The organism is Sulfitobacter sp. SK012 (assembly GCF_003352085.1).
Lineage (GTDB): Bacteria > Pseudomonadota > Alphaproteobacteria > Rhodobacterales > Rhodobacteraceae > Sulfitobacter.
Genome location: NZ_CP025804.1, coordinates 4,730,882 through 4,756,154, shown reverse-complemented (window position 1 = coordinate 4,756,154; position 25,273 = coordinate 4,730,882). Strand labels below are relative to the sequence as shown.

General features: G+C 55.2%; 25 protein-coding genes. 14 read left to right on the top strand and 11 right to left on the bottom strand.

The genetic code is table 11. The features are described from left to right. Positions 1-10: 10 nt before the first annotated feature. A complete protein-coding gene (locus C1J03_RS23175; protein WP_114888741.1) occupies positions 11-625 on the bottom strand; it encodes a response regulator in 615 nt (204 codons plus the stop codon). Between the two features lie 282 nt (positions 626-907). Between C1J03_RS23175 and serB the strand changes: the two genes are divergently transcribed. Further along, on the top strand, positions 908-1,783 hold the full coding sequence (serB, locus tag C1J03_RS23170) for a phosphoserine phosphatase SerB (protein WP_114888740.1): 876 nt from the start codon (positions 908-910) through the stop codon (positions 1,781-1,783). Between the two features lie 2 nt (positions 1,784-1,785). Here the strand turns inward: serB and C1J03_RS23165 are convergent, their stop codons facing one another. Further along, positions 1,786-2,766: an asparaginase gene (locus C1J03_RS23165; RefSeq protein WP_114888739.1), complete on the bottom strand. Its 981-nt coding sequence runs from the start codon at positions 2,764-2,766 to the stop codon at positions 1,786-1,788. 185 nt (positions 2,767-2,951) lie between these two features. On the opposite strand from C1J03_RS23165, the gene C1J03_RS23160 reads away from it, so the two are divergent. From C1J03_RS23160 to C1J03_RS23150, 3 genes are all read left to right on the top strand, one after another. Further along, complete coding sequence (locus C1J03_RS23160; protein WP_441351122.1) at positions 2,952-3,473, top strand: invasion associated locus B family protein; 522 nt, start codon at positions 2,952-2,954, stop codon at positions 3,471-3,473. 105 nt (positions 3,474-3,578) lie between these two features. After that, a complete protein-coding gene (gene rlmN / locus C1J03_RS23155) occupies positions 3,579-4,775 on the top strand; it encodes a 23S rRNA (adenine(2503)-C(2))-methyltransferase RlmN (RefSeq protein ID WP_114888737.1) in 1,197 nt (398 codons plus the stop codon). 129 nt (positions 4,776-4,904) lie between these two features. Next, positions 4,905-5,120 carry a hypothetical protein gene (locus C1J03_RS23150; protein ID WP_114888736.1) on the top strand — a complete coding sequence of 72 codons (216 nt, stop codon included), beginning with the start codon at positions 4,905-4,907 and terminating at the stop codon, positions 5,118-5,120. Between the two features lie 12 nt (positions 5,121-5,132). Here C1J03_RS23150 and C1J03_RS23145 read toward each other — a convergent pair whose 3' ends face one another. Next, positions 5,133-6,773, bottom strand: coding sequence for a M12 family metallo-peptidase (locus tag C1J03_RS23145; protein ID WP_114888735.1), 1,641 nt, complete (start codon positions 6,771-6,773; stop codon positions 5,133-5,135). 91 nt (positions 6,774-6,864) lie between these two features. After that, positions 6,865-7,707: an LOG family protein gene (locus C1J03_RS23140; RefSeq protein WP_114888734.1), complete on the bottom strand. Its 843-nt coding sequence runs from the start codon at positions 7,705-7,707 to the stop codon at positions 6,865-6,867. 196 nt (positions 7,708-7,903) lie between these two features. Between C1J03_RS23140 and dapD the strand changes: the two genes are divergently transcribed. Genes dapD through C1J03_RS23120 form a run of 4 tightly spaced genes read left to right on the top strand, consistent with a single transcriptional unit; the run spans position 7,904 to position 9,799 of the window. Next, the gene (gene dapD / locus C1J03_RS23135; RefSeq protein WP_114888733.1) at positions 7,904-8,731 is read left to right on the top strand and encodes a 2,3,4,5-tetrahydropyridine-2,6-dicarboxylate N-succinyltransferase; all 828 of its coding nucleotides are present in this window, start codon (positions 7,904-7,906) and stop codon (positions 8,729-8,731) included. A 5-nt stretch (positions 8,732-8,736) separates the two neighbouring features. Further along, entirely contained in the window at positions 8,737-9,084 is a 348-nt protein-coding gene (locus C1J03_RS23130; protein WP_114888732.1) for a hypothetical protein, read from the top strand. A 58-nt stretch (positions 9,085-9,142) separates the two neighbouring features. Further along, positions 9,143-9,400, top strand: coding sequence for a GlsB/YeaQ/YmgE family stress response membrane protein (locus C1J03_RS23125; RefSeq protein ID WP_114888731.1), 258 nt, complete (start codon positions 9,143-9,145; stop codon positions 9,398-9,400). A gap of 60 nt (positions 9,401-9,460) precedes the next feature. Beyond that, positions 9,461-9,799 (top strand): hypothetical protein, encoded by a 339-nt coding sequence (locus tag C1J03_RS23120; RefSeq protein ID WP_114888730.1) that lies wholly within the window; start codon positions 9,461-9,463, stop codon positions 9,797-9,799. A 6-nt stretch (positions 9,800-9,805) separates the two neighbouring features. Here C1J03_RS23120 and C1J03_RS23115 read toward each other — a convergent pair whose 3' ends face one another. Together C1J03_RS23115 and C1J03_RS23110 are read right to left on the bottom strand one after the other, a co-directional pair. Continuing rightward, a complete protein-coding gene (locus tag C1J03_RS23115; protein ID WP_114888729.1) occupies positions 9,806-10,900 on the bottom strand; it encodes a Hint domain-containing protein in 1,095 nt (364 codons plus the stop codon). A 3-nt stretch (positions 10,901-10,903) separates the two neighbouring features. Then, positions 10,904-12,484, bottom strand: coding sequence for a Hint domain-containing protein (locus C1J03_RS23110; RefSeq protein WP_114888728.1), 1,581 nt, complete (start codon positions 12,482-12,484; stop codon positions 10,904-10,906). Between the two features lie 271 nt (positions 12,485-12,755). Here C1J03_RS23110 and dapE point away from each other — a divergent pair, with 271 nt between their 5' ends. From dapE to rnr, 4 genes are read left to right on the top strand one after another with little or no spacing between them, the layout of a single operon-like run. Next, positions 12,756-13,901: a succinyl-diaminopimelate desuccinylase gene (gene dapE / locus C1J03_RS23105; RefSeq protein WP_114889156.1), complete on the top strand. Its 1,146-nt coding sequence runs from the start codon at positions 12,756-12,758 to the stop codon at positions 13,899-13,901. Further along, positions 13,898-14,317: a GNAT family N-acetyltransferase gene (locus C1J03_RS23100; RefSeq protein ID WP_114888727.1), complete on the top strand. Its 420-nt coding sequence runs from the start codon at positions 13,898-13,900 to the stop codon at positions 14,315-14,317. The genes dapE and C1J03_RS23100 overlap by 4 nt, the downstream gene beginning before the upstream one ends. Next, a complete protein-coding gene (locus C1J03_RS23095) occupies positions 14,314-14,895 on the top strand; it encodes a TIGR04282 family arsenosugar biosynthesis glycosyltransferase (protein ID WP_114888726.1) in 582 nt (193 codons plus the stop codon). Before C1J03_RS23100 ends, C1J03_RS23095 begins: the two co-directional genes overlap by 4 nt. Before the next feature lie 36 nt (positions 14,896-14,931). Then, positions 14,932-17,187, top strand: coding sequence for a ribonuclease R (gene rnr, locus C1J03_RS23090; RefSeq protein WP_114888725.1), 2,256 nt, complete (start codon positions 14,932-14,934; stop codon positions 17,185-17,187). Here the strand turns inward: rnr and C1J03_RS23085 are convergent. Further along, positions 17,184-17,876 carry a glutathione S-transferase family protein gene (locus C1J03_RS23085; RefSeq protein WP_114888724.1) on the bottom strand — a complete coding sequence of 231 codons (693 nt, stop codon included), beginning with the start codon at positions 17,874-17,876 and terminating at the stop codon, positions 17,184-17,186. The two genes, rnr and C1J03_RS23085, sit on opposite strands and share 4 nt — an antisense overlap. Before the next feature lie 96 nt (positions 17,877-17,972). On the opposite strand from C1J03_RS23085, the gene C1J03_RS23080 reads away from it, so the two are divergent. After that, positions 17,973-18,689 (top strand): helix-turn-helix transcriptional regulator, encoded by a 717-nt coding sequence (locus C1J03_RS23080; RefSeq protein ID WP_114888723.1) that lies wholly within the window; start codon positions 17,973-17,975, stop codon positions 18,687-18,689. A gap of 52 nt (positions 18,690-18,741) precedes the next feature. After that, entirely contained in the window at positions 18,742-19,947 is a 1,206-nt protein-coding gene (locus C1J03_RS23075) for a lytic murein transglycosylase (RefSeq protein ID WP_114888722.1), read from the top strand. A 48-nt stretch (positions 19,948-19,995) separates the two neighbouring features. Here the strand turns inward: C1J03_RS23075 and C1J03_RS23070 are convergent, their stop codons facing one another. The 4 genes from C1J03_RS23070 to C1J03_RS23055 all read right to left on the bottom strand — a co-directional run bounded on the left by C1J03_RS23070 (position 19,996) and on the right by C1J03_RS23055 (position 25,237). Next, entirely contained in the window at positions 19,996-21,174 is a 1,179-nt protein-coding gene (locus C1J03_RS23070; RefSeq protein WP_114888721.1) for an ABC transporter permease, read from the bottom strand. A gap of 4 nt (positions 21,175-21,178) precedes the next feature. Continuing rightward, the gene (locus tag C1J03_RS23065) at positions 21,179-22,822 is read right to left on the bottom strand and encodes an ABC transporter permease (RefSeq protein WP_114888720.1); all 1,644 of its coding nucleotides are present in this window, start codon (positions 22,820-22,822) and stop codon (positions 21,179-21,181) included. A 96-nt stretch (positions 22,823-22,918) separates the two neighbouring features. Continuing rightward, positions 22,919-24,025 carry an extracellular solute-binding protein gene (locus C1J03_RS23060; RefSeq protein WP_114888719.1) on the bottom strand — a complete coding sequence of 369 codons (1,107 nt, stop codon included), beginning with the start codon at positions 24,023-24,025 and terminating at the stop codon, positions 22,919-22,921. Positions 24,026-24,136: 111 nt separating this feature from the next. Next, positions 24,137-25,237 (bottom strand): ABC transporter ATP-binding protein, encoded by a 1,101-nt coding sequence (locus C1J03_RS23055; RefSeq protein WP_114888718.1) that lies wholly within the window; start codon positions 25,235-25,237, stop codon positions 24,137-24,139. Positions 25,238-25,273: the final 36 nt, after the last annotated feature.

Sequence of the window (25,273 nt, the reverse complement as noted above, 5' to 3'; positions counted from 1 at the left end):
CAGAGGCGGGTCAGAAAAGGCCCGCCTCTTTCGCAATCATTGCTGCATGTGTGCGGTTTTTAGCCTCTATCTTGCGGCACAACGTTTTAACGTGCAGCTTGATAGTAACTTCTTGCAGCTCGATCTCGCGTGCGATCTCTTTGTTGGCAAGGCCACGGGTAAGGCATGATAAAACCTGAAGCTCTCGCGCCGTCAGAAGCTTTTTCATCGGGTGATCCGACTCTTCAACTTCTTTGGTCATGAAATCGATTGGCGCGTATTTCTCACCCATCGCCATAAATTTGATTGCGTTGACCAGCGACTTGGCAGCCATGCTCTTTGGTAAAAATCCAGCAGCCCCTCGCTCAAGCGCTTGCTCTGCGATTTCTTTGTTTGCCGTGCCTGAGATCAATGCCACGGGCCGTGGCCGCGTTGCCAAAAGAATTTTGTCCAAGCCGTCCAGCCCATTCATGCCGGGCATTTCGTAATCAAGCAGTACAAGATCAAATGGATCATGCGCCATCAGCGCTTTTTCTACACTTGGCAAATCGGGGTATTGCACCACCTGAAAAGCGCCTTCAGCTTCAAGAAAAGCTGCAATTGTTTCTCGTACCAATTCATGGTCGTCAGCTAAAAGAATTCTCACATTTCCCTCACCACGTTACTATCTGAAGTTACCACCTGAACCCCCAAGTTGGAACCTAATTGTCAGAAGAGATGTTCCGTCTTCACAGTTTGATATTTACCGCCTCAACAAGCGTCTGCTTTGTGCTACTTAGCGATCAGCAATGCTTCCCGCAGCGCCTGTGATAAGGGCGCCCCACCGCATGACCCCTTGAGGTAACAGGCTGGCAAAGTCCTGAAAATGAAGTTATAGCGCCGCTAAACCGTCTTTTACGACAACCCTGGCGCGGATCGGAAACCATTTATGTTCACTGCGCTCCTCCTGACTTCACCTTCAACGCCTACGTTGGACCCTGCATTGGTGGAAAGCCTGCGTAATGCATGGGGTGGAGGTGATGCCATGTGGCTGGCACCAGACGTGGCCGCGGAATTCGCATTGGCCGAAATTCCATCCAACCGATGGGACGTTTGGGAAGATTGCCGCAAGATGGGTATCGATCTGGTTGTCGTCCCAACCGAAGGTCGCCGCAAGAAGATGCTGCTTGCGGACATGGACAGTACGATGATCCAGCAAGAGTGCATTGATGAATTGGCCGAAGAGGCGGGCGTTGGGCCTCGCGTCAAGGAAATCACAGCCCGCGCGATGAACGGTGAACTTGATTTTGATGGTGCGCTTCGCGAGCGCGTCGGCCTGCTCAAAGGTCTGCCCATGAATGTGATCGACAAGGTGTTAGCAGAGCGGATCACCTATATGCCCGGTGGCAAAACCTTGCTTGCGACGATGAAGGCAAATGGTGGACACGCAGCGTTGGTTTCCGGAGGCTTCACTGCGTTCACAGCGCAGGTTGCCGACGCTTTAGGTTTTGATGAGAACCGCGCGAATGTGCTCAAGACCGATGGTGAAGTTCTGACAGGCGAAGTCGGCACCCCGATATTAGGCAAGCAAGCCAAGGTCGACGCGCTGGAGCAAATCACTGCGCGGCTCGGAATTACGGATGCTGATGTGATCGCTGTGGGTGATGGCGCGAATGATCTGGGCATGCTGCATCGCGCGGGCTTGGGCGTGGCCCTACACGCAAAGCCCGCGGTGGCAGCAGAATGCGAGGTCCGGATCAATTTTGGTGACCTGACCGCACTGCTATTTGTGCAGGGCTATAGCCTCGACGAGTTCGTCAACTAACCTCAAAGCAGAGCGGCGCTCGCCTTCATAACACCGGTCTGAATGCCGCGCCTGTTCGTGATTGCTGCATTCATCCGCTTCATCGCTGCTGGGTGTGCTGCATCCAGCACCCCCAGTTTAACCAACAGCGCGGCGATTGCACATTCCGCAGCGCGGGTTGTCCCGCAAGCCGCTTTCAGCGCAATCCCGAGCTTTTGTTCTGGCAAGATCGCAATAAAAAAGCCCTCGGCCCCAGTCTTGATCGCCACTTTGCCGTCCATCGCGCGCATCAACTCTGTGCAGGCGCGCCCCTCACCAGCGACCAGCTCTGGATGCAGGCGCATTGCTTCGTGCAGGCGCTTTTCGGCAGACCCATCAGGGGCAGCGGCAAAATGGGCCATGGCGCGTGCCATCCCCTTTAGCGTGCAGGCGTAATTTGGGGCCGAACAGCCATCGATGCCAAATCCGGGGCTGGTTTCTTGGGTGACTTCTTCGAACGTGGCCAGACAGGCTTCTTGCACGGGATGTGTTGGGTCAACATAGTCTGGCCCACCACCCAAATGCCGGGCCAGCGTTAGAAATCCGGTGTGTTTACCAGAACAGTTGTTGTGGATTTGACAGGGGCGTTCATGCGCACGGATTAAGGCGTCACGCGCATCCTGGTCGCTTGGTTCTTGCGGGCCGCAGCGAAAGTCATCATCGCTCAGGTTGAGCGTTTTAAGCCACTTGGCCACGCCGTCGGTATGGATTGAAGCACCTGTATGTGATGCACAGGCTAGCGCCAGTTGCTCGGTTCCCAGACCCATCATATCGGCCGCCCCACTGTTCAAAAGTGGGATCGCCTGAATCATCTTTGAGGAGCTGCGCGGTAGTATTTCAGCAGACGGATTTCCCCATGCCTCAACCACTTGCCCGGCGCTGTTGCAAATCACCGCATGACCCGAATGAACGCTTTCCAGAAAAGGCCCGCGCCAGATTTCAGCAAAGGGGGCTGCAAACTGCATAAAATCATCCTTTTAATGGGCGAAAACCTGCCAATCAGGGTTTCGTCACTCGCTTGTTTGGCGTTATGGTGATTGTTGTCGGGAAGAACGCAAGCCTTGGCAAGAGAGCATCCCGAAAAAGGGGTGCCGGGCAGTTTGCACAATATTGAGGTAAGGCACGGCTGGAGGCTGTAGAGATGATTAATATGAAGTCTGTTGTTTTGGTAGCAGGGCTAACCGCCTTGGTGGCTGGCAGCGCATTTGCGCAAAGCCAGAGCACCAACCGCGTTGCGGCCAATACGGATTGGAGCGTTTTTGTCGAAGACAATCCGACAGAATGTTGGGCCGTTTCAACCCCAAAGGAATCAGTGAACTCACGCGATGGACGTGTGGTCGCTGTTAACCGGGGTCAAACACTGTTGATGGTGACCTACCGCCCGAGTCCGGGGGAAAAGGGTCAGATCGCCTTTACTGGCGGTTATCCTTTTGCAAGCGGCTCGACCGTTCAGTTGGATATCTCCGGTACCAAATTTAAGATGTTTACCGACGGCGAGTGGGCGTGGACCGCGAACGTAGATGATGACAAAAAGGTTGTCAGCGCAATGAAACGCGGTGCCGATGCTGTTCTCGTTGGCCGTTCAGGTCGCGGAACAGAAACCAAAGATAGCTTTTCGTTGCTGGGTTTCACGGCTGCCGTAGAAGACGCGGCTAAGCGCTGCAGCGGTTAAAACCCGCACACCTGTTATTGGTTCAGCCCTGCCAAATGGTGGGGCTGTTTTCTTTTTGGGCCCAAAGCCCCTATATACGCTATCTTACCGATTGAGAGATATCCCATGACCCCGTCAGAGCAACCAAAAGCCCCCATCACGCAAGACGTGCACACAATGCCGCGTAAACTGCCGGAGGGGCCCGCAAACCTTATCGGCATGACCCGTGACGGCATGCGTGAAGCACTTATTGCGATGGGCACGACGGAAAAGCAGGCCAAGATGCGGGTCGGTCAGATCTGGCAGTGGATCTACCAATGGGGCGTGCGCGATTTTGAAGCGATGACCAACCTCAGCAAGGCGTTCCGTGCCGAGTTGGCAGAGCATTTCGTGCTCGAAGTGCCGCATGTTGTTACCAAGCAAGTAAGCACCGACGGGACGCGCAAGTATCTGGTGCGCATCGCGGGCGGCCACGAGGTTGAGATTGTCTACATTCCTGAAGAGGGGCGCGGAACGCTTTGTGTTTCGTCTCAGGTTGGATGTACGCTGACTTGCTCGTTCTGTCACACAGGGACGCAAAAACTAGTGCGTAACCTGACCGCCGGCGAGATCATTGGCCAAGTTATGGTGGCGCGCGACGATCTGGGTGAATGGCCAGAAACAGGTGCGCGCACCTACGAAGCCCGGCTCTTGTCGAACATCGTTTTGATGGGCATGGGCGAACCTCTCTATAACTTTGAAAATGTGCGCGACGCGATGAAAATCGCCATGGATCCCGAGGGCATCCAGATATCGCGTCGCCGCATCACCCTTTCAACATCAGGCGTTGTGCCGGAAATTGCGCGCACAGCCCAAGAAATTGGCTGCCTGCTCGCCGTGTCCTTTCACGCGACGACCGACGAAGTGCGCGACACATTGGTGCCGATCAACAAGCGCTGGAATATCGAAGCACTCCTCGATGCTCTGCGCACGTACCCCAAGGTTAGCAATTCAGAACGGATAACTTTTGAATACGTGATGCTGCACGGCGTAAACGATAGTGATGAAGACGCGCACCGTTTGGTAAAGCTGATTGAGGGCATCCCGGCCAAGATCAACTTGATCCCGTTTAACGAATGGCCCGGCGCACCCTACACACGCTCAAGCAACAACCGTATCCGCGCGTTTTCAGAAATCATCTATAAGGCTGGATATCCCTCGCCGGTGCGCAAACCACGCGGCGAAGATATCATGGCAGCTTGTGGTCAGTTAAAATCCGCAACCGAACGGGGGCGCAAATCCCGGAAACAAATTGCTGCTGAAACAGGGTTAGCTGGCGAATAAGGAAACAATACCACCCTTCATGCGTGCACTGTTCACAGTATGACCCAGATATGGCCCTATTTCGGCACAATTCATGCCACGCTGCTCCAACAAGGTGGTTCCTGAGAATATTAACTCAGGAGATTTAAGATGTCTGTTTTTGCCAAGTTTGAAAGTTCCGAAGCCGAAAAGCTGATCGAGCTGGTTTCACGCGAGCGCTCCATTGCGTTGTCTGCCCGTGAGTGGAAGCACCGCCTTGCAGGATACGGTTACGCCATCCGCGCGGCCGATACCGGCCACCACATGCTGCAATCGCTATCCAAAAAAATTGATGTTTGCATTTTGCCCCAAGACCTCTTTGCCTGAAGCCAAAAGGCTTTAGGAAAAGACGAAATCCGTTTCGCTGAGTTCGCTTACATCTGTGTTCAACAGATCTAGGCGGAACCAGTTGGAATACTGCAGGCTTGCATCTGCACCGTCATTGCCTGTTTCGACGAGCGTCATGATTTCCCAACGCAGGTTCAAGCCTTCGATGCGGATGATGTCCTGGCCACCCTCAAAGTCGTAAATGCGGTTGGTCTCAAAAGCATCGGAATTGCCAAAGACGAACGTGTCCGCCCCTGCCCCTCCAAACATGCGGTCCGCACCGTCACCGCCGTTCAAGGTGTCGTTTCCGGCCAATCCGCGCAGCCCATCAGCACCTCTTCCGCCGGTGATCATATCGTCGCCATCGTTGCCAAATATCACGTCATCACCAGAGCCACCATCCAAGGTGTCGTCACCAAGACCGCCGAGCATCACGTCGTTGCCGCTCTCTCCAAAGAGGATGTCGTGATCGGTGTGGCCGTTCAAAGTGTCATTGCCCACGCTTCCATAAATCGAATCCTGTCCAGAGCCACCAAATATCCGATCATCGCCCTGTTGGCCTAGCAAGCTGTCGTTGCCGATGCTGCCATTCAGGGAATCGTTTCCATAGCCACCTTCAAGCGTGTCATGGCCTGCTTGGCCCGTAGATCTATCATTGCCGTAACCCAGATAGATATGATCATTGCCGTATCCACCTGCCGCGCTGTCGTGGCCGCCCAGTGTGTTGTAAACTTCAAGGTCGGTGTAAATCAGGTCGTCGCCAGATCCACCGTAGACGCGATCATTTCCGTCGCCGCCTGAAATCGTGTCGTCCCCGCTGCCGCCAAACAGCAGGTCGTTGCCTTCGCGGCCATAAACGGTGTCATCACCGCGACCGGCTTCGACCCGTGATCCTTGGCCGGCGGCCATTACGACCTCTGAGCGGTCCGAGGCTATGATGACAGGAATGTTGTTAACGGTGCTAACAGTCCACCCGGCCGTACCTGCGGTGGTTCCGTAAATACTGCGCAGGGCTGCGATATCCAGTGGTCCAAGATCTGTTGCCGCGCCATTTTCAAGGTTATAGGTCATGACCGTGTTGGCCTGCGTATCTGCATTTTCGTCCAAGACATAGGTGTTGCCACTATGTGGGTGGCTTAACCCCATCGCATGGCCAAGCTCGTGAAGCAGAACTTGATAACCGTAATCGCCTGGTGCCATGTTGCGGCTGGCATTTACAAGATATCCGTCGCCGGTGCTGGTTTGTGTGCTGAATGCGAGACTTGCCCAACCACCGCTGCTTGCGCCATCCGCGCCGAACGCGTTGATCATTGCTTCGCCCTGCACTTCGACAAACATCACACCAGATGCGGCTTCAAATTCGGCTAAGGCACTGCGGAAATTGGCCTGCTGTGTCGCGTTATAAGACCAATAACTGCTCACTGGATACGGTCGGTATTCCGATGTCGTGGGCGTGTTGGTAAAACTGTAAGTAACCACCACCGGCGTTGCGGCTTCTGTCACTGTGTTCCAGCGTAAGTATTGATTGTCGAAATGGGCAGTGATTCCACGGTAGTCTGAAACCACTTGCGCGCTACTTGCGGGGGATTGGATCTGTGATCCTGCCTCAGCATGTTCGTGGCTATGCGTGTGAGTACCGGTTTCTTCGGCCATCAGCTTTGCTCCATTCCGTGTCGGGCAGGAGGTATGTGTTAACTGTGGTGGATATGGGGCCACTTACCCATTGAAAGAGAAACAGTTTGTTTCAACGGCCGGGTATGCTGTCTCGGGTTTCAGTATCGCCCCACTGTTCGATCAATTCCATTGCGTCTTGCGCGGTTTCTACAAAGCGGAACAGACTAAGGTCCTCAGCCGAGATGGTGCCAGCCTCAGCCAGCGCATCCCAGTTGATGATTTTCTCCCAGAATTCTCGCCCAAACAACAAAAACGGCACGCGCTGCATGCGCCCTGTCTGGATCAAAGTCAGGGCCTCGAAAGTTTCGTCCATGGTGCCAAAGCCGCCTGGAAAAACGCAGATTGCACGGGCGCGCATCAGGAAATGCATCTTGCGGATCGCAAAGTAGTGAAAGTTGAAACACAACTCCGGCGTGACATATTCGTTCGGGGCCTGCTCAAAAGGCAGCACGATATTTAGACCGATGGAAGCGCCGCCTGCATCAATTGCACCGCGGTTTCCCGCCTCCATTACACCGGGGCCACCGCCAGTGACCACGACGTTCTCATGGCCACCAGTTTCCATGGATTTTAGCGTCATCAGGCGCGAGAATTCGCGCGCTTCGTCATAGAACCGCGACAAATCAGCGAGCGTTTTCGTGCGTGCTTCGCTCTTTTTCGCAGGCTCAGGGATACGCGCGCCGCCAAACAGGACGATAGTGGATTCAATCCCATACTCGTCCAGCATCATCTGAGGTTTCAAAAGCTCAAGCTGCAACCGAACGGGGCGCAATTCGTCGCGCAGCAGAAATTCGTCATCAGAAAAGGCCAGTTTGTATGCAGGCGCTTGGGTTTGCGGCGTGATCGGCACCTCCTTGGCGCTCGTGCGGTCTTTGTCAGCTTTGCGCAAAGGGTGGCGGCTGGTCTTGTCCATGTATTTCTCCGGTCGGAATATCCGGGGCAGAGCCCCTAATTTATACGCACCATGCAACGTATTAGCGCGATTGACCACGCGCTATTCTGCAGCCGAGATGACAAGGCCCCGGCGCAAATCAAACCGAGGTGATTGCACGGGAAGGGACGCCCGCGTATAGCGCTGGGGAGCCATTTATCAGACCGGAGATTTCATCATGTCCAATGCCCAACTTGAAACCGCAATTGAATCCGCGTGGGATGCCCGCGACACCATATCCTCTGCCACCACGGGCGAGGCCCGCGATGCGATCGAAGCTACGTTGAACGCTCTCGACAGCGGCAAGTTGCGCGTGGCCGAAAAGCAGGATGACGGCAGCTGGCATGTGAACCAGTGGGCTAAAAAGGCCGTGCTTCTGGGGTTCCGGATCAAGGACATGCAGCAGCATGAAGGCGGCCCACAGGGCGCTGGCTGGTGGGACAAGGTCGACAGCAAGTTCAAAGGCTGGGGCGATGCGGAATGGAAAGAGGCCGGTTTTCGGGCTGTGCCAAATTGCGTCGTGCGCAAATCCGCCTTCATCGCGCCGGGCGTCGTGTTGATGCCAAGCTTCGTCAACATTGGTGCCTACGTGGATAGCGGCACGATGGTTGATACGTGGGCTACGGTTGGCAGCTGCGCCCAGATCGGCAAAAATGTGCATCTTTCGGGTGGTGTCGGCATTGGGGGCGTATTGGAGCCGATGCAAGCCGGCCCAACAATCATCGAAGACAACTGCTTCATCGGCGCACGGTCCGAGGTGGTCGAAGGCTGCATCGTGCGCGAAGGTTCTGTTCTGGGTATGGGCGTGTTTATCGGCCAGTCGACCAAGATTTTGGACCGCGAAACCGGCAAGGTTATGTACGGCGAAGTCCCAAGTGGATCTGTTGTTGTTGCGGGTTCAATGCCGTCCAAGAATGGCGTGCACCTCTATTGCGCGGTGATCGTGAAGCGTGTGGATGAACGCACTCGGTCGAAAACCTCTATCAACGAATTGCTTCGGGACTGATTTCGATGCGGGCGTTGTGGGTGTTGATCTTGTTGCCGAGTTTTGCGTTGGCCGGACCTTACGACGGTCGCTATCGGCCAGATGTTGACGTAAGCGCGGATTGGGATTGCACAACCATTGGCCAAGATGGTGGTGCAATCGCGATTGCCAACGGTGCGTTCTTTGGAGTCGAGAGCCGTTGCGCGCTGCAGAATGAAACGGCGGTGCGTGACATGGACGCCACCCTTTTTGATCTGGTGTGTAGTGGCGAAGGCGAGGCATGGCAGCGTCGGGTTATGGTGATGAAAACACAAAGTGGCATCGCGATGATAGAAAATGGCGGCACGGTCATGCGCTTGCGTCGCTGCGAATAATTGAACTTTCGACGCGTTTGAGGTCTATACTCCTCAAAACATAGCAGGAGAAACGATCATGACAGGTATCGGTTGGTTTATGTCGCTCATTATTGGCGCGCTTGCGGGATGGCTCGCAGGGAGGTTCATGGACCGTGAACACAGTCTGATTATGAACATTGTGCTTGGTGTGGTGGGCGCAATGGTCTTAAATTGGATCCTGAGCACAATTTTGGGCTCAACACTTGGTGGCCTGATCGGGCAGACTTTTGTGGGTTTTGCAGGCGCATGCTTGTTGATCGCTGCAGCTAAGATGATCCGCGACCGCAACTCATAGGCTTTCCAAAGGCGCAGCTTCGCGCTAGGGCTGCTCTGGATTTGCAAGGGCGGCCCAGTCATGTCTGAACCTAAAAAACCTAAGAAACCATCGCGCCAGCAAGTCTATACTTTGCTGGTCGAGATTGGACGCAAAGATGGCGACGGTCTGCCCGATAGGGCGACAGGTGCGGCATTGATGTGCTTTGCTTCCGGCATCGACGAGGCCGAAGCCGTTCGCGAAACAGTTGCCATCCTCAAACAGGCCGACACAAATCCGCTGGACGTGACCGGTTACGGCACGCTTGCAGAACGAGAAGCCGACGAGCAGGAAATTGACGATGAAGAACGCGCCCTCATGCAGCGCGCGTTGGAGGAGAACTCGGTGATCGTGGCGCAGATGACGCCGTTCTTTGACTAATCCGCCTTAAGCTGCACGGCGTTTGGCGAGGCTGATCGCTTCGTACCACTTCAACACCTTGTGGGATTCGCGCCCGTGCTCAGGCAATGTGTTTCGGTCGATACCGTTCAGTACACTGGCTTCAAGCTGTGGCATGTTGCGGCGGATGCGACCAACAAAGAGGCTTTCTAGTGGGGCGTTTGCCACCATCATGGTTTCATGGCCGGGCAAGATGACTTGAGTATAGGCAATCGTCGGACCGCAATGCGCATCCAATGCAGCAAAGCCATTCACCAGATGACGAGCTGGCGTCAGCACGGATTCTTGGTTGAACATGTATTCGACTTCGGGGCCGTCAATGACTACGCGCTGATCGGGCGCGACGACGATGTCCTGCTTCAGCCCATAATAGGGTGCGCGCAAGCGGATTGGAGCAAAGCTGCCGCGCGCAGGAACCGTACGCGTGACCGTATGCAACACCGGCACAACCTCGCCACTGTGGGTATAGACGGTATCGCCACGTAAGAGCGTATCTGCTCGGCGGTATCCCCAAGGCGTTGCGATGGGCACATCGCCAGACAGGGTAGGGGTAATTCCGATCGGTTCAATCTCATTCGAGAGGGCCGCAAAAACCACATCGCTGGCAAAATCATGAGACCCTTGGCCCAACATCAAAGCGCGAACATCCTGCAGTGACAATGGAGAGGGGTTTTCAACGGCAACGCTGATCAAGGTCGCGGCCTCGGGTTGCTCCAGCGTCAAGCGGCCCCAACGACTGGGGCTGTCCCAAGAATAGGTGATCCGCAGCACGTCGGTGCGTCCGGAGTTTTTATGCTGGATTGCGGCGTGGGTGATTTCTTTGCCCTGCACCTGCACCATCGCGATGCCGCCGCCGGGAATTGCCTGAAACACGAGGCTGCGGTGCCATGGGTGGATTGTCGTATAGCCGAAAAGGACCTGCGGGCGACCATCCGGTGACATGCGCGTTTCAAGCATGATACTGCCGCGGGTCAGCAGGTGTCGTGGATCATCGGGCAACCGCGGCTCTTCGCGCTTGTCCGATCCCAGACCCCGCAAAGACAACCGTCGACCACTACGATCAGCAAGGGCAAGCCATGCCATCCCCTAGGCCGCCTGTGACGCAAGAAGCAATTGTGCCTCGTAGCGTTTGAGGGTTCGGCGCGCTGCAGCGGGGTATCCTGTGCCCGTAACAGGATCAAGTTCTGGGAAAATAGTGCAGATTTCTTCGACGACTTCTGCCTCAAAACTGCTGGCGGTTTGGGGTCCGGGCAAAAAGCTCTCGGTCTCTAAGCCTTCAGAAAAGACAACTTGGTGGCGGTCAAAAAGCAGGTGAACATAAGTGACCTCACCGCCTACGCGACGGGTTATCGAATGATCGTTGATCAGATCACGAGCTGCTATCAGGACTTCGGCCTCACCAAACAGCAGCTCCGCAAGGTTATCGCGGATCAAGACGCGGTGCAGAGGTGACACGAGCAGATCGCGGTGCTGGCCCAACGTACCCGCACGAATGTGGATAGGGGCGAAATCACCCTCTGCTAACACAACCCGAGAACCGATCCACCGCAATGGCTGCGGTCCTTCGTCCTTGGTTATTACCATGTCACCAGGGCGCAGTGTCTCTGCGCAACGGTCGCCATCAGGTGTGGCAATCAACGTCCCGGCCACAAAGCACGGAACGGACGTTGCATTGACAAAACCGACATCGACATTATCACCGTTTTCAACTGTGTACGTGAAGTTGAAATCTTCTTCGTCGCCGTCGCCCAGAACGCTAAAGGTGCCATCAGCGTTCAGCGTGACTTGCTGGCCGGTTGGCAGGGTCACTGTACTGCCGACACTCACGTCCTGGCCGTTGACCTGGGTAATCGTCAGCGTACCGGGGCCGTTGTTAATGTCATTGGCCAACACATCAAGCGTGGTGGTGCCATCGGGGTAAACGTTTACATCGTCAGAGATTGCGACAAGACCAGTTTGAACTGAATCGCCAGCAATGAGCAGGTTGGAATCGTAACTGGAATCGGCCACATCCGCGATCGCGATGCGCATGGAATTCACAACACCAGGATTGACGTTCATCGTAAGGGTCATCGTGATCGTAAAGCCGTCCATCTCGGTGTTGTAAGCATCGCTGCTGTTATCAACGTACATGTTGATGTTATTGGTTGTGTTGATGTTGCCGGGATCGGTATCGCCGTCGCCCACATCCAAATTAACCAGGCTGCCGTTGATCCAGACACCTACGAAATCCTGATAGATCGAGTTCTGGAATTCAGGATATTCCTCGGAACTGAACACGAATTGCATCGTCATCACAGACGTGTCCGGGATGAAATCTACATCAAGGACGGACGCGTCATAGGTCCTGGCACCTGCCTCGGCGTTGAAGGTTGGGTTATTGTTGACGCCAGATGTGTTGGTGGAGGTATTGTTTGACTGGTTTGAGGAACCGGTTGAATTCGTAAAATCTTCGGCATTACCTGTCGAAAGAATGACACCCGTATCGCCCGGCATGACCCCCGGCGAGACGCTATCCCCGCTTGAGTACGTACCTGCACTGTCGATGTCACCAATATACGTGGCCCCAGTGACGGTTACACCGTCACCAAAGATCGCATCGGCCATATCTGTTGCGGTTGTGCCCTCGCGCACCGTCTCAATTGGAAGTTCTGATGCTGCTACCATTACACTGCCTTGCTACCCAATTTCGAGGCGGCACAGCTCACAGCGTGGCACGGGTTTTCCCCTTGCTCTTCAAGTTCGTTTTTCGAACATGTTGGCCCTGTTTTCAGGTGCCAATACTGCTTATGCCCTGCCTCGGGTCTATTGTTGCCGTGATACTAACACGGCCAGCGTGAATTTGAGAAGCATTTACTTCGCGCAGAGTAGCGGGGTCTGGTGCTTTTGCGTCCCAGATGGAATGAAGGATCAAACGTTTTTCCTGAAGGGAGCCTACATGCCTGGACTTGATCCCGTAATTTTGACCGCCGATTTGGTGCGGTGCCCCTCTGTAACGCCACAAGATGCTGGTGCGCTTGATATTCTGTACAAGGTGCTCAGCGATGCTGGCTTTGATTGCGCTTGGGCGGATCGAGGCGGGATCCGCAACCTGTTTGCCCGCTGGGGCAACGCTGGAAATTCCCGCAGCTTTGGCTTTAACGGACATACCGATGTGGTGCCTTTGGGGGATGAGGCCGCTTGGACGATGCCGCCTTTTGGCGCAGAAATCAAAGACGGGATCATGTACGGCCGCGGCACAACGGATATGAAATCGGGCGTTGCCGCTTTTGTTGCCGCCGCGGTGGATTTCGTGCGTGATACGCCTCCTGATGGCGCCGTGGTGATCGCGATTACCGGCGATGAGGAAGGTGACGCAATTGATGGAACGACCGCGCTGTTGGAGTACATGGCGCAAAACGGCGAACGGATGGACGTTTGCCTTGTCGGCGAACCGACGTGCCCCGAACAGATGGGCGATATGATCAAAATTGGCCGCCGCGGATCAGTGACAGTGAAGTTCCATGTGATCGGCAAACAAGGACATTCCGCTTATCCGCACCGCGCCAACAATCCGCTGACCGCAATGGTGTGTCTGATGGACCGTCTTGCGACCCATGAGTTGGACACCGGTACAGATCATTTTGATCCCTCGACACTCGCGGTCGTGACGCTGGATACGGGCAACCCGGCATCCAATGTGATCCCGGCCGATTGTCGCGCGACGGTGAACATTCGCTTTAACGACATCCATTCTGGTGCCAGCCTGACTGAGTGGCTAGAAAACCAAGCCGCCACAATTCGCGAAACCCACGGCGTTGAAATCGAACTAGGCGTCAAAATCTCTGGCGAGAGCTTTATTACACAACCGGGGCCTCTGTCAGATCTTGTTGGTAAAGCGGTTCAAAGCGTTACCGGCGTCACGCCCACCTTATCGACGACAGGCGGAACCTCAGATGCTCGCTTTGTCAAAGCACATTGTCCTGTCGTCGAATTCGGCCTTGTTGGCCAGTCTATGCATCAGGTGGATGAACATGTTCGGGTCGATCATATCCGGCAGCTCAAAGAAATCTATGGGCGCATCCTGACGGATTACTTTGCATGACCATTCGGATTGGGCGCAGTAATGACATCGCGCTTTGCCGGACTTTGCGACACATTGTGTTTGTCCAAGAACAACATGTGCCCCTGTCGGATGAAATCGACGATCTGGATGAAGCCAGCACCCATTTGATCGCACATGATGCGCATCAGCCCGTAGGGACAGCACGGATCACACTGGCGGGCGGCGTGGCCAAGATTGGGCGTGTGTGCGTCCTGCCTTCGCATCGTGGAACTGGACTTGGTGCCGCTCTGATCCGACAGGGTTTGGAAGTCGCCACGGCCCAAGGCGCTACACAGGCAAAGCTTGGTGCGCAAACACATGCGCTGGGCTTCTATGAAAAGCTGGGCTTTGTCGCGACTGGTCCCGTCTATGACGACGCTGGCATTCCGCACAGGGATATGGTGCGAGGGCTATGAACCGCACGCTGATCGTAATGGTGAAAGAGCCTCGTCCGGGTCGTGTAAAAACCCGGTTGGGCCGTGACATTGGGATGGTAGCCGCAGCGTGGTGGTTCCGGCATCAAGTGCGATCCTTGCTGCGCCAAGTTACACGTCCACACTGGCAGACCGTGCTTGCGGTCGCGCCGGATGTGGCTGGAATGAACAGTCGTGTCTGGCCTGCGCATTTGCCACGCTGGCCACAAGGTGGCGGAAACCTTGGTGACCGCATGGCGCGGATGCTTCGCAGCGCGCCGCCGGGCCCCGTCTGTGTGATTGGAGCCGATATTCCCGGCATAACAGCGGCCCACGTCAACGATGCGTTTCGCGCTTTAGGTCGCAATGACGCTGTATTTGGCCCGGCGCCCGATGGCGGTTTTTGGTTGATCGGGTTGAAAAACAATCAGGCCATTCCGCCCACGATATTCAAGGATGTGCGTTGGTCAACGCAGCATGCACTTGCGGATAGTATTGCCAGCCTCCCTGACTATCGGATCGCCAAAACAGCTATTCTGCGTGATGTGGATACTGCTGCTGATCTGCCGCTCCGGAAATAATGTGACGCCACCGGATGTGCGTGCTACCTGCATGCTATGAGCAAGATACCATCAAAACCCGAGATCCTTGAATGGATCGAACAAAACCCAACTCTCGGTGCGAAGCGCGAGATCGCCAAGGCCTTTGGCATCAAAGGCGCGGCAAGAATTGATCTCAAGCGTATCCTCAAGGAGCTAGAGGCCGAAGGGCATCTGGAAAAACGCAAACGCAGTTATTCGGACCCCGAACGCCTGCCGCCCGTATCCGTTCTGATGGTGACAGGTGCCGATTCTGACGGAGATCTTTTTGCCAAGCCAATGGAGTGGCAAGGCGAAGGCATTATTCCAAATGTCCTGTTGATGACCCGCGCCTCTGATCCTGCTCTTGGTGAAGGAGACCGTATTCTTGCGCGCCTAACTCAGGTCAAAGGTGAGACGTACCATTACGAAGGGCGGTTGATCCGGCGCATCGGGACCAACCCGAAACGAGTGATGGGCATTTTTCGCAAGGGCTCAGACGGCGGGCGCATTCAGCCGATAGACAAAGGGGCTGACCGCGAGTGGATCGTTTCCAGTGATGCAATGTTTGGCGCCAAAGACGGTGAGCTGGTCGAGGCGGAACAGGCAGGTCCCAAGGGCCGTATGGGCCTTCCTCGTGCCCGCATTGTTGAGCGGTTAGGCGATCCATCTGCTCCCCGAGCGGTTTCCCTGATTGCAATTCACCAGCACGGCATCCCAGACGCATTTCCCGATGACGTTGTGGCACAGGCGGACAAGGCCAAGCCAATGACCCTTAAGGGTCGCGAAGACCTCCGTGAACTGCCGTTGATTACGATCGATCCATCAGACGCGCGCGATCACGATGATGCATGTTTTGCCCAAAGTGACCCCGATCCAAAGAACGTCGGTGGTCACATCCTCTGGGTCGCGATTGCGGATGTAGCAGGCTATGTCACTCCGGGCTCAGCGTTGGACGTCGAGGCACGGAAGCGCGGAAATTCCACGTATTTCCCGGACCGTGTGGTGCCAATGCTGCCCGACGTCTTGTCCGGTGATCTATGCAGCCTGCACGAAGGCGTCGACCGTGCCTGTATTGCGGTGCGTATGGTGCTGGACGCCACGGGCGAAAAGCTATCGCATGACTTTCACCGCGCACTCATGCGCTCGCCTGCCAGCCTGCACTACGAAGAGGTTCAGGACGCCATCGACGGCACGCCGAATGACCGCACCGAGCCCTTGCTGGAATCGGTTCTCAAACCGCTTTACGCGGCCTATGCAGCACTGAAAGAGGCGCGCAAACGTCGTCAGCCGTTGGATTTGGATTTGCCAGAGCGGCGGATTGAGCTGGACGAGGAGGGCACGGTCAAATCGGTTAACTTCAAGGACCGATTGGACGCGCATAAGCTGATCGAAGAATTCATGGTACTGGCCAATGTCGCTGCAGCCGAGACGCTGCTTGCCAACAAGACGCCGCAGCTTTTCCGTGCACACGAAGAGCCACCCCCCGAAAAACTCGAAAGCCTTCGGGAAACGGCGCAAGCGGCAGGCTTTACGCTGGCCAAGGGACAGGTGTTGCAAACGGCGCATCTAAACCGACTGCTGAATGATGCCGCCGGTACGCCGGATGCGGAACTGATCAACATCTCGACGCTGCGTTCGATGACACAGGCTTATTACTCACCTGCGCATATTGGCCATTTCGGCCTAGCGCTGCGGTCCTATGCACATTTCACATCGCCGATCCGACGTTATGCGGACCTGATTGTGCACCGTGCGCTGATCACAGCGCATGGTTGGGGCAAAGACGGATTGTCCCAGCACGACATTGACGATCTCGAAGCTACGGGTGCGCAAATTTCTGATACTGAGCGTCGCTCGATGGTGGCCGAACGTGACACGACCGATCGGTATTTAGCGTCTTATCTTTCAGAGCGTGTCGGCAATGAGATGACGGGCCGTATCAGTGGCATTGCACGCTTTGGTGCCTTTGTGAAATTGGATGAAACGGGTGCCGACGGTTTGCTTCCCATGCGCAGCCTGGGCCGTGAGTATTTTCACCATGACGCAGAGGTAAATACGCTCATGGGGTCTGACACGGGCTTGACCATTGGCATTGGCCAGCGGGTCACCGTTCGCCTTGCTGAGGTCACGCCGGTAACGGGTGGCATCGCTCTTGAGTTATTGGCCATCGAAGGCGAGAAGATCAAGCAAGGCAGCCGCAGCCCAGCTGGTCGCAGCCCGCGCCGAAAAGGCAGCAACGCCAAGCGTAAAAAGGACAAGATCAAGCGCAAGGTCACCCGCACCCGCCGCTAACCCAACGCGGCGATACAACGATCAGCGTATGCACTGAGTTGCTGATCTTGGGAAACGCGTCGCGACAATGCCGTATCTGCAGGGGCTGCGCGTATTGACGCCAAAACTGCGCCAACAGACGCGTCAGCCGCAGTTGGTGCGTCCTCGAACAGGTAAGCTCCTTGCCACAGCCGTGCCGAGATCGCGGCGAAGTCAGGCTCAATCCGGGCCATGCGCTCCTCTTCACTGAGGCGACCGGTGCCCTGACCATGCAGCCCCTGTAGCGCCGCCTTGCGGATGCGGTTTGTTATCACGCCGCGAACGATCTTGGGGATCATGTCGAAGTAAGTGTCGCGCACCATCGGCCAGACTGCATCATTGCCCCAGCGGTCCATGACCAGGTGGAAATACATATGTTCTTCGGCCATGCGAATGAACGCCCGCGCGGTGGCTTTGTCCATGTCGCTCATGCCTTTATCGAATTGCGCACCGTGCTCTTCAAGGTAAACCCGAATGTTGTCGCTGTCGGGGATGATCCGATCATCCACCTTTATCGCAGGCAGCTTAGCATGAGGCATCTTGCGTGGATCCTTGAGGTCCTCACGCTGCCACTGCTGGCTAGAAAGATTAAGTAGCCATTCGGCCTTTAGGCAAAATGGACTAGGGCTGGACTGACCGAAAGCAGGTGCATAGGTGAGCAGAGTGATCATGTGTTTTCCTTGTGTGAATTGGGTGCACTCTACGCTTGATTGCTGACAGAAACTGACAGTAGCGTGTATCACAATAGGCGTATTGGAGGCCTGCCCATGACCCGAACTCACCGACTGTTTCAGTTGATGCAAACGCTGCGCCGTCTGCCTGCTCCCATTACTGCGGCGCAACTTGTTGAGGAAACTGGTGTCTCGTTGCGCACGATCTACCGCGACATTGACGCGTTGCGCGGATTGGGCGCTGTGATCGATGGTGAGGCCGGGTTTGGCTATACCTTGATTGAAGATGCAGCGCTGCCACCGCTTGCCTTCAGCGACGATGAGCTGGAGGCATTGGTGCTGGGCCTGCGCGACGTTGCCGTGATTGGTGATCCGACTTTGGCAGCGGCAGCGGTATCTGCGCTGGCCAAGCTCAAAGCGCGGCTGCCTGCCCGGCAGACCCATCGTTTGCAACATGCGGTACTAGATGCGCGTCGCTTTACCAGCCCACCCAAACCGAGCGTTGACGTCGCGGCCTTGCGCCGCGCTACCTGGGACGAAGCTACGATCCGTATCGACTATGAAGACGCCAAGGGGCAGGTCACGTCCCGTGACGCCGACCCATTGAGCATCGTCTATATGAAAGATGCGCATATGCTGATGGCTTGGTGTCATATGCGTGCAGATTTTCGGGTGTTCCGGTTGGACCGAATGCAGAGCCTCGAGCTGACGGGAGCATCCTTCCGCCCTCGCCGCGTACCGATGCTGCGTGATCACATGGCGCGGTTGCGTGCTGAGATCGCACAGCGGACTACCGCTGAGGGCGGCTTTTGATTGCTGTTGGTTCAGAGTATTCTTGGGACGGAAAACCATCTTGAGGGTAATCATGAAACCGCTTCTGATCCTTGCATTTGCCGCTGTTCTGGCCACACCGGTTCCGGCACAAACCTTGCCGGATGTCTCAGTCGTGGCGTTTCAGGAATGGGTTCTCGCATTTCGAGGACGCGCGCAGGTTGCTGGAATTGAAACTGATGTTCTTGACCAAGCTTTTGCCGATGTGTCCTACGACGCGGAAGTCGTCCGGCGTGATCGCAACCAGTCGGAATTTACGAAGACGGTTTGGGATTATCTTGAGACGGCTGTGTCTGACCTAAGGGTTGCCAACGGACGCAAGGCGCTGCAAGGCCATCAGCAAACACTGGATGCAATTTCGGAGCGTTTTGGTGTGCCATCCGAAATCATTGTGGCAATCTGGGGGTTGGAAAGCGCTTACGGCACGTTTCGTGGCAGTGACAGCGTTATCCGGTCGCTCGCGTCTTTGTCATTCGATCCGCGCCGGGCTGCATTTTTTGAAGACCAGCTGATGGCGGCTCTACGGATATTGCAAAGCGGGGACACTAAACCTGCGCAGATGCAGGGAAGTTGGGCTGGCGCAATGGGGCATACGCAGTTCATGCCAACGTCCTTTCTGGACCACGCTGTTGATTGGACCCTAGACGGCAAGCGCGACATCTGGGGGGACGACCCGCGCGATGCGCTCGCCTCAACCGCGGCATATCTTAAGGCGAATGGCTGGGTGACTGGCCAACCATGGGGAGTAGAGGTGGTTTTACCTGAAGGTTTCGACTATTTTCTTGCCAACCGTGAGGTCCGCAAGGAGCCGAAGGACCGGGCGCTGCTGGGCGTCGCAGGCGTACAGGAGAGTGCTTTGGCAGGAGAAGGCCTTGCGTCCATCTTGTTGCCCGGAGGTGCAGAAGGGGTGGCGTTCATGATCTTTGATAACTTCGAAGTTCTTGAAAGTTACAACACGGCGGACGCCTACGTAATTGGTGTGGGACATCTCGCTGACCGGATTGGTGGGGCGTGGCCTTTGCAGGGCGACTGGCCACGGGAAGATCGTGCGTTGAGCTACGACGAGCGTATCGCGCTGCAAGAGCTTTTGACCGCTGCTGGTTTCGACACTCAGAAGATCGACGCAAAGATCGGGCCTTTGACGATCAATGCTTTGCGTGCTTGGCAGGTATCTAATGGGCTTGTGCCAGATGGCTATGCGTCGCCGGCGATGCTTGGAAGCTTACAGCAAGGGCTGTGAAGCCGTTTTGCTGTAAGCGATGATGTTAGATCGTATGAAGTTGATGCTTTAGCCGGGCGACATGCCACGCAGACGCTCAGAGCGACGACGCAGAAGTTCAACGACAGTCAGTAGGCAGATCGAAATCCCCACAAGTATCGTTGCAACGGCCAAGATCGTCGGGCTGATCTGCTCACGCAAGCCTGTGAACATCTGCCATGGAAGGGTCTTTTGACCAGCAGACCCGACAAAGAGCACAACGACAACTTCATCAAAAGACGTGATGAAGGCGAAGAGGCCACCTGAGATCACGCCTGGTAGAATGAGAGGCATCTGGATGCGGAAGAACGTCGTAACCGGGTTGGCCCCCATGTTGGCCGCCGCACGGGTCAGAGAGTTATCAAAACCCACCAGCGTCGCAGTCACGGTGATGATCACAAAGGGAATGCCAAGGGCTGCGTGGGCAAGAACCACACCGATATATGTGCCCTGAAGGCCGATGCGGCTGTAGAAGAAATACATACCTGCAGCGGAAATAATCAGCGGCACAATCATCGGTGAAATCAGGATTGCCATGATGGCACGGCGGAACGGTACGTGCGGTTGGCTGAGGCCAATAGCGGCCAGCGTGCCAAATCCCACGGAAAGTAGCGTCGCGACAGGTGCGATCTTGACCGAGTTGCGCACAGCGTTCTGCCAGTCTTGGTTCGTAAAGAAATCGCGGTAGTGCTTGAGTGAGTAACCGGCAGGGTCAAAACGCAGCATTTCAGGTGTAAATGTAAAGAAGTCTTGCGCATTAAAGCTGAGCGGCATGACCACAAGTATCGGCGTAATCAGGAACGTAAGGATGGCACCGCAGATCACGCGGAATGAGAAATGCCAAAGTACTTGTCCAGGAGTGAGGTAGGGGGCTACGCGCTCGCGATAGCGCCCCTCAAAGAGCCAAAAGCTGAGCCAGCCGAAGAACCAACCGAATGCCGCGCCAAGAATAACCCCGGGAACGCCGCCCATCAGCCCGCCGAGTACGGTCATGATAGCAACAAGGCCCCAGCGTCCTGTACGCTCAGAAGGGATTAGCTGCGTGAGCACAAAGGCAACAGCAGCCATCAACGCGGCCCCCACCAGCAGACCGATCATCCCACTGCCTTGTGCCGTGCCAACAAAGAGACCAGCGAACGCTCCAAATGCCGCAACGACTGGAACATAAAAGGACACGGGTTTGCGCGAGATTGGTGTAAGTGCGACCATGTCCTTAGCCCCCCAGCTTTACGTTATCGATGCCGACGATCTTGTCATAGGCATAGTAGAGCATCAAAACTGCAGCGAGCAGGATGGCCCCGAGCGCGGCCCCAAGGCCCCAATTCAACGAGGATGAAATGTGGTAGGCAATCCGGTTTGAGATGAACGTCCCTGATGTACCACCAACGATTTCAGGCGTGATATAATAGCCAATCGCCAAGATGAAAACGAGGATCGATCCCGCGCCAATTCCTGGAATGGATTGCGGGAAGTAGACGCGCCAGAAGGCTGTCCAATTTGTCGCGCCAAGGCTCTTGGCGGCCCGCAGGTACGTTTGCGGGATGGTCTGCATGACCGAGTAAAGTGGCAGGATCATGAACGGCAGCAAGATGTGCGTCATTGCGATGATCGTGCCCGTTTGGTTGTTGATGAGCGCAAGGCGATCATCAGTACCAACGATCCCGAGCCAGACCAGTGTTTCGTTGATCACACCCTGTTGCTGCAGCATGACTTTCCAAGCCGAGGTCCGCACCAGCAGCGAGGTCCAGAAGGGCAGCAATACCAAGATCATCAAGGCGTTTGCGGTACGCGTTGGGAGGTTTGCGAGCAACCAAGCCACCGGGTAGCCAAGCAGAATGCAAGAGCATGTGATCATGACGGACATGACCATCGTGCGCCAGAACAGCGTCAGATAGATTTGCTGATTTTCGGGGCGCATTTCGGGGCCATCGCCACCCTTTTGCATGTCGATGGCGTTCAGGAAATAGCCGTTGGTGTATTTTGGGCTGTAGGTCTGAATTGTGCTCCACACATTTGGATCGTGCCAGTCTTTGTCGATCTTCACGAATGCCTCGGAGAAATTGACCGTTTCAAAGGCCGTTGCGGCGGCGGCTGCGGCCACAATCTCTTGTGCGGCGGGGCCAGTATAAGCTGAGACCGCGCTGGCGGCATCACCCGTCAAATCTGCATGCAGAGAGGAGTAGATAATCGCCCAAGGGTCTTCTTTGGAAAAATCACCTTCATCCACATTCTGGATAAAGTCAGCAAAGCGCTGATATGAAACAGCTGTCGCCGGAAGAAGTTCCGCAACGCCCTCACGCAGTGCAAATTCTGGCTGTTTCTTGCCGGATGCTTTGTCCCAGTCCTTCATCGCAGCAAGCCAGCTGTCCGACGCCATGAAGCTGTTCCAGTTCTCACCTTGCTTCCAGAAAGCATCAATATCTTCGAACTGGTCTTGGTAAACTTCTCCCATGTCCTCAACTTTGCGACCGGACTTGCGGAACAAGGAGGACACCCCAGTCAGTTCATAGTTCAAACGTGAACCGAGGCGGGTGTGCTGCTTTGCCTCTTTGGCAAAGAAAATATCATCGTAAAGAGCTGCGAAAACAGGCTCTGCTGGTACCTCACCGCTGCTTGCATCCCAATCTGCCAGCGCAGTTGTGGCTTTTGGCAAAGTATCGGCCACGATGTCATTCTCGACAGAGCGAAAGAGCATATCGGCGATAGGCGCGATGAAAGTGACAAGAACAAAGATCAAAAGGGGCGCGATCAGCGCAAGTGCCCGCATCTTTTGAACACGCAAAGCGCGGTTCAGTGATTTCTTGAGCGGCGTGCCGTCTGCGGCAAGGACCGGGCCTGCTGTGTTGGTGTCACTCATGATGTCCCCGTTTGGGTTAGGTCAACGTTAGAAAAATGGAAAAACGAATGTAGAAATGTGAGGGGGCCACAATATGTAGCCCCCTCACTGTCTGGCTTACTTTACCAGCCAAGCTTGGAATTTCGCGTCGATATCGTCGCGATAGTCAGCCCAGAACTCGTAGTTATAGAGGAACGTGTTCTTGGCGTTCTCAGGATCGGTTGGCATGTGTGGTGCCATTTCGATGCCCAATTCTGCATGCTTACCAACCAAAGGAGCGGAAGATTTACGTGCAGGACCGTAAGAGATGTACTTCGCTTGATCTGCGAGACGCTGTGTATCTGTCGCGAACTTCACGTAGTCCAATGCACGGGCTTGGCGCTCGTCCGAAAGACCAGTTGGAATAATCCAGCCGTCAAGGTCGAAAACTTGCGCATCCCAAAGCATGCCAACAGGCTGGTTCTGCTCTACGATCAAGCTGAACAGACGACCGTTGTAGGTCGAACCCATGACAACTTCACCATCAGCAAGCAGCTGGGGTGTGTCAGCACCAGCGGACCACCAGATCACGTCGTCTTTGATGGTTGCCAGCTTATCGAGTGCTTTTTGTTGACCATCTTCGGTCTCCAGGACGTCATAGATTTCGTCCTTGGCGACGCCGTCACACAGCAGAGCCCATTCCATATTGCCAATCGGACGCTTTTCGAGCGCGCGCTTGCCAGGATATGTGTCTGTGTCGAAGAGTGCGCAGATTTCGGTTGGAGGAGTGTCACCAACCAGATCTGTGCGGTAGCCAACAGTTGTCGAATAAACGATCTGTGGGATAAAGCAGTCACCAACCAAAAGGTCACCGAAATCGTCGGAAGCCTTTGAGCCGTCATCGCCATCTGCCAACATTTCGTCAGCATCGATTTCCATCGCCAAACCTTCGTCGCAAAGACGCAGAGCGTCGGATGCAACAACGTCAACGACGTCCCATGTCACGTTACCTGCTTCGCTCATTGCGCGCAGTTTTGACACGGCCTCAGCTGAGGATTCGTCATTGATGATCTTGACGCCAGTTTGTTCGGCGTAGGGGTTGTGATACGCATTCTGCTGTGAGGATGAGTAAGCACCGCCCCAGCTGACGATTGTCATTTCATCGGCCATGTGGCCATCGGCAAATGACATGCCGGCGGCAACAGTGATCGCTGTCGACGCCATAAGCGTTTTTGTGAGTTTCATTGTTAGTCTCCCGAGTTTTCCCGTTGTAGATAGAAGGAGGCCTGTGACAACGGGCTTGGCCACATCCTCCGTCTTTATCACAGGTCGTTGACCTGCGATATTATGCGCGGCTCAAGCATCGAGAGCGCGGCAATCCTCTGGCAACCAGCCAATTTCGATCTGGGTGCCGGGCTTTAGCCGGTCCTGATCTGGTGCGTTGCGAGTTTTGATGACAAAGTCTTCTTTTCCAGCGACCCGCAGGCGTGTCCGGAAAATGTCACCCATATAGATGAATTCAAGTACTTCGGCTTTAAGCGTATGGGCACCCTTCTGCAGGCGATCCTTGTTGTACTCGACGCGTTCAGGGCGGATGGAAACGCGCGTGCGCTCTCCGGCCTTGGACACGTTAATAGGCTTGGCGTCGATCAGATCACCGCTATCAAGCTGAACGATTGCAACACCGCCCTTGATCTCTTTGATGACACCCTCAAGCGTATTATTTTCGCCGATAAATTGAGCAACAAAGCTGTTTTCGGGTGCTTCATAAAGTTGATCTGGTGGAGCAAGTTGCTGGATGCGGCCATCGTCAAACACCGCAACGCGGTCCGACATGGTCAACGCTTCGGTTTGGTCGTGGGTCACATAGACAGTCGTAATGCCCAGATCATGTGCCAGATTGGTAATTTCGAACTGCAGGGTCTCGCGCAGCTGTTTGTCGAGCGCTCCCAAAGGTTCATCCATCAGAACCAATTCGGGTTCAAAAACCAACGCACGGGCCAGGGCGATGCGCTGTTGCTGGCCACCCGATAATTGGGTCGGACGACGGCCTGCAAAGTCAACCATCTGAACCATGTCCAGCGCGCGGATCACTTTGGCTTCACGGTCTGATTTGCCCATCTTCCTAACTTCGAGCGGAAAGGAGAGGTTTTCGGCGACCGTCATATGCGGGAACAATGCGTAGTTCTGAAACACCATGCCGATGCCGCGTTTATGCGGCGGGATGTTGTTGATCGACACGCCATCAAGACGGATGTCGCCATGAGTTGCGGTCTCAAACCCGGCCAGCATCATCAGGCAAGTCGTCTTACCTGACCCTGATGGCCCTAGCATGGTTAGAAATTCGCCCTTGGGCATGGAGAGGTTTAAATCTTTAACAACGAGGTTCTCGCCGTCATAGCTTTTTTGCACACGTTCAAATTCGACGAACGCATCTGTCGCTTTCCTATTGGCCAAAGAATGGCTCCCCGTATTTTTTCTTGGCGGTTGTCC

Excerpts from the sequence above, each read along its gene's own strand:
- serB (WP_114888740.1), top strand. The coding sequence starts at position 908 with ATGTTCACTGCGCTCCTCCTGACTTCACCTTCAACGCCTACGTTGGAC.
- C1J03_RS23165 (WP_114888739.1), bottom strand. The coding sequence starts at position 2,766 with ATGCAGTTTGCAGCCCCCTTTGCTGAAATCTGGCGCGGGCCTTTTCTG.
- C1J03_RS23160 (WP_441351122.1), top strand. The coding sequence starts at position 2,952 with ATGAAGTCTGTTGTTTTGGTAGCAGGGCTAACCGCCTTGGTGGCTGGC.
- rlmN (WP_114888737.1), top strand. The coding sequence starts at position 3,579 with ATGACCCCGTCAGAGCAACCAAAAGCCCCCATCACGCAAGACGTGCAC.
- C1J03_RS23150 (WP_114888736.1), top strand. The coding sequence starts at position 4,905 with ATGTCTGTTTTTGCCAAGTTTGAAAGTTCCGAAGCCGAAAAGCTGATC.
- C1J03_RS23145 (WP_114888735.1), bottom strand. The coding sequence starts at position 6,773 with ATGGCCGAAGAAACCGGTACTCACACGCATAGCCACGAACATGCTGAG.
- C1J03_RS23140 (WP_114888734.1), bottom strand. The coding sequence starts at position 7,707 with ATGGACAAGACCAGCCGCCACCCTTTGCGCAAAGCTGACAAAGACCGC.
- dapD (WP_114888733.1), top strand. The coding sequence starts at position 7,904 with ATGTCCAATGCCCAACTTGAAACCGCAATTGAATCCGCGTGGGATGCC.
- C1J03_RS23130 (WP_114888732.1), top strand. The coding sequence starts at position 8,737 with ATGCGGGCGTTGTGGGTGTTGATCTTGTTGCCGAGTTTTGCGTTGGCC.
- C1J03_RS23125 (WP_114888731.1), top strand. The coding sequence starts at position 9,143 with ATGACAGGTATCGGTTGGTTTATGTCGCTCATTATTGGCGCGCTTGCG.
- C1J03_RS23120 (WP_114888730.1), top strand. The coding sequence starts at position 9,461 with ATGTCTGAACCTAAAAAACCTAAGAAACCATCGCGCCAGCAAGTCTAT.
- C1J03_RS23115 (WP_114888729.1), bottom strand. The coding sequence starts at position 10,900 with ATGGCATGGCTTGCCCTTGCTGATCGTAGTGGTCGACGGTTGTCTTTG.
- C1J03_RS23110 (WP_114888728.1), bottom strand. The coding sequence starts at position 12,484 with ATGGTAGCAGCATCAGAACTTCCAATTGAGACGGTGCGCGAGGGCACA.
- dapE (WP_114889156.1), top strand. The coding sequence starts at position 12,756 with ATGCCTGGACTTGATCCCGTAATTTTGACCGCCGATTTGGTGCGGTGC.
- C1J03_RS23100 (WP_114888727.1), top strand. The coding sequence starts at position 13,898 with ATGACCATTCGGATTGGGCGCAGTAATGACATCGCGCTTTGCCGGACT.
- C1J03_RS23095 (WP_114888726.1), top strand. The coding sequence starts at position 14,314 with ATGAACCGCACGCTGATCGTAATGGTGAAAGAGCCTCGTCCGGGTCGT.
- rnr (WP_114888725.1), top strand. The coding sequence starts at position 14,932 with ATGAGCAAGATACCATCAAAACCCGAGATCCTTGAATGGATCGAACAA.
- C1J03_RS23085 (WP_114888724.1), bottom strand. The coding sequence starts at position 17,876 with ATGATCACTCTGCTCACCTATGCACCTGCTTTCGGTCAGTCCAGCCCT.
- C1J03_RS23080 (WP_114888723.1), top strand. The coding sequence starts at position 17,973 with ATGACCCGAACTCACCGACTGTTTCAGTTGATGCAAACGCTGCGCCGT.
- C1J03_RS23075 (WP_114888722.1), top strand. The coding sequence starts at position 18,742 with ATGAAACCGCTTCTGATCCTTGCATTTGCCGCTGTTCTGGCCACACCG.
- C1J03_RS23070 (WP_114888721.1), bottom strand. The coding sequence starts at position 21,174 with ATGGTCGCACTTACACCAATCTCGCGCAAACCCGTGTCCTTTTATGTT.
- C1J03_RS23065 (WP_114888720.1), bottom strand. The coding sequence starts at position 22,822 with ATGAGTGACACCAACACAGCAGGCCCGGTCCTTGCCGCAGACGGCACG.
- C1J03_RS23060 (WP_114888719.1), bottom strand. The coding sequence starts at position 24,025 with ATGAAACTCACAAAAACGCTTATGGCGTCGACAGCGATCACTGTTGCC.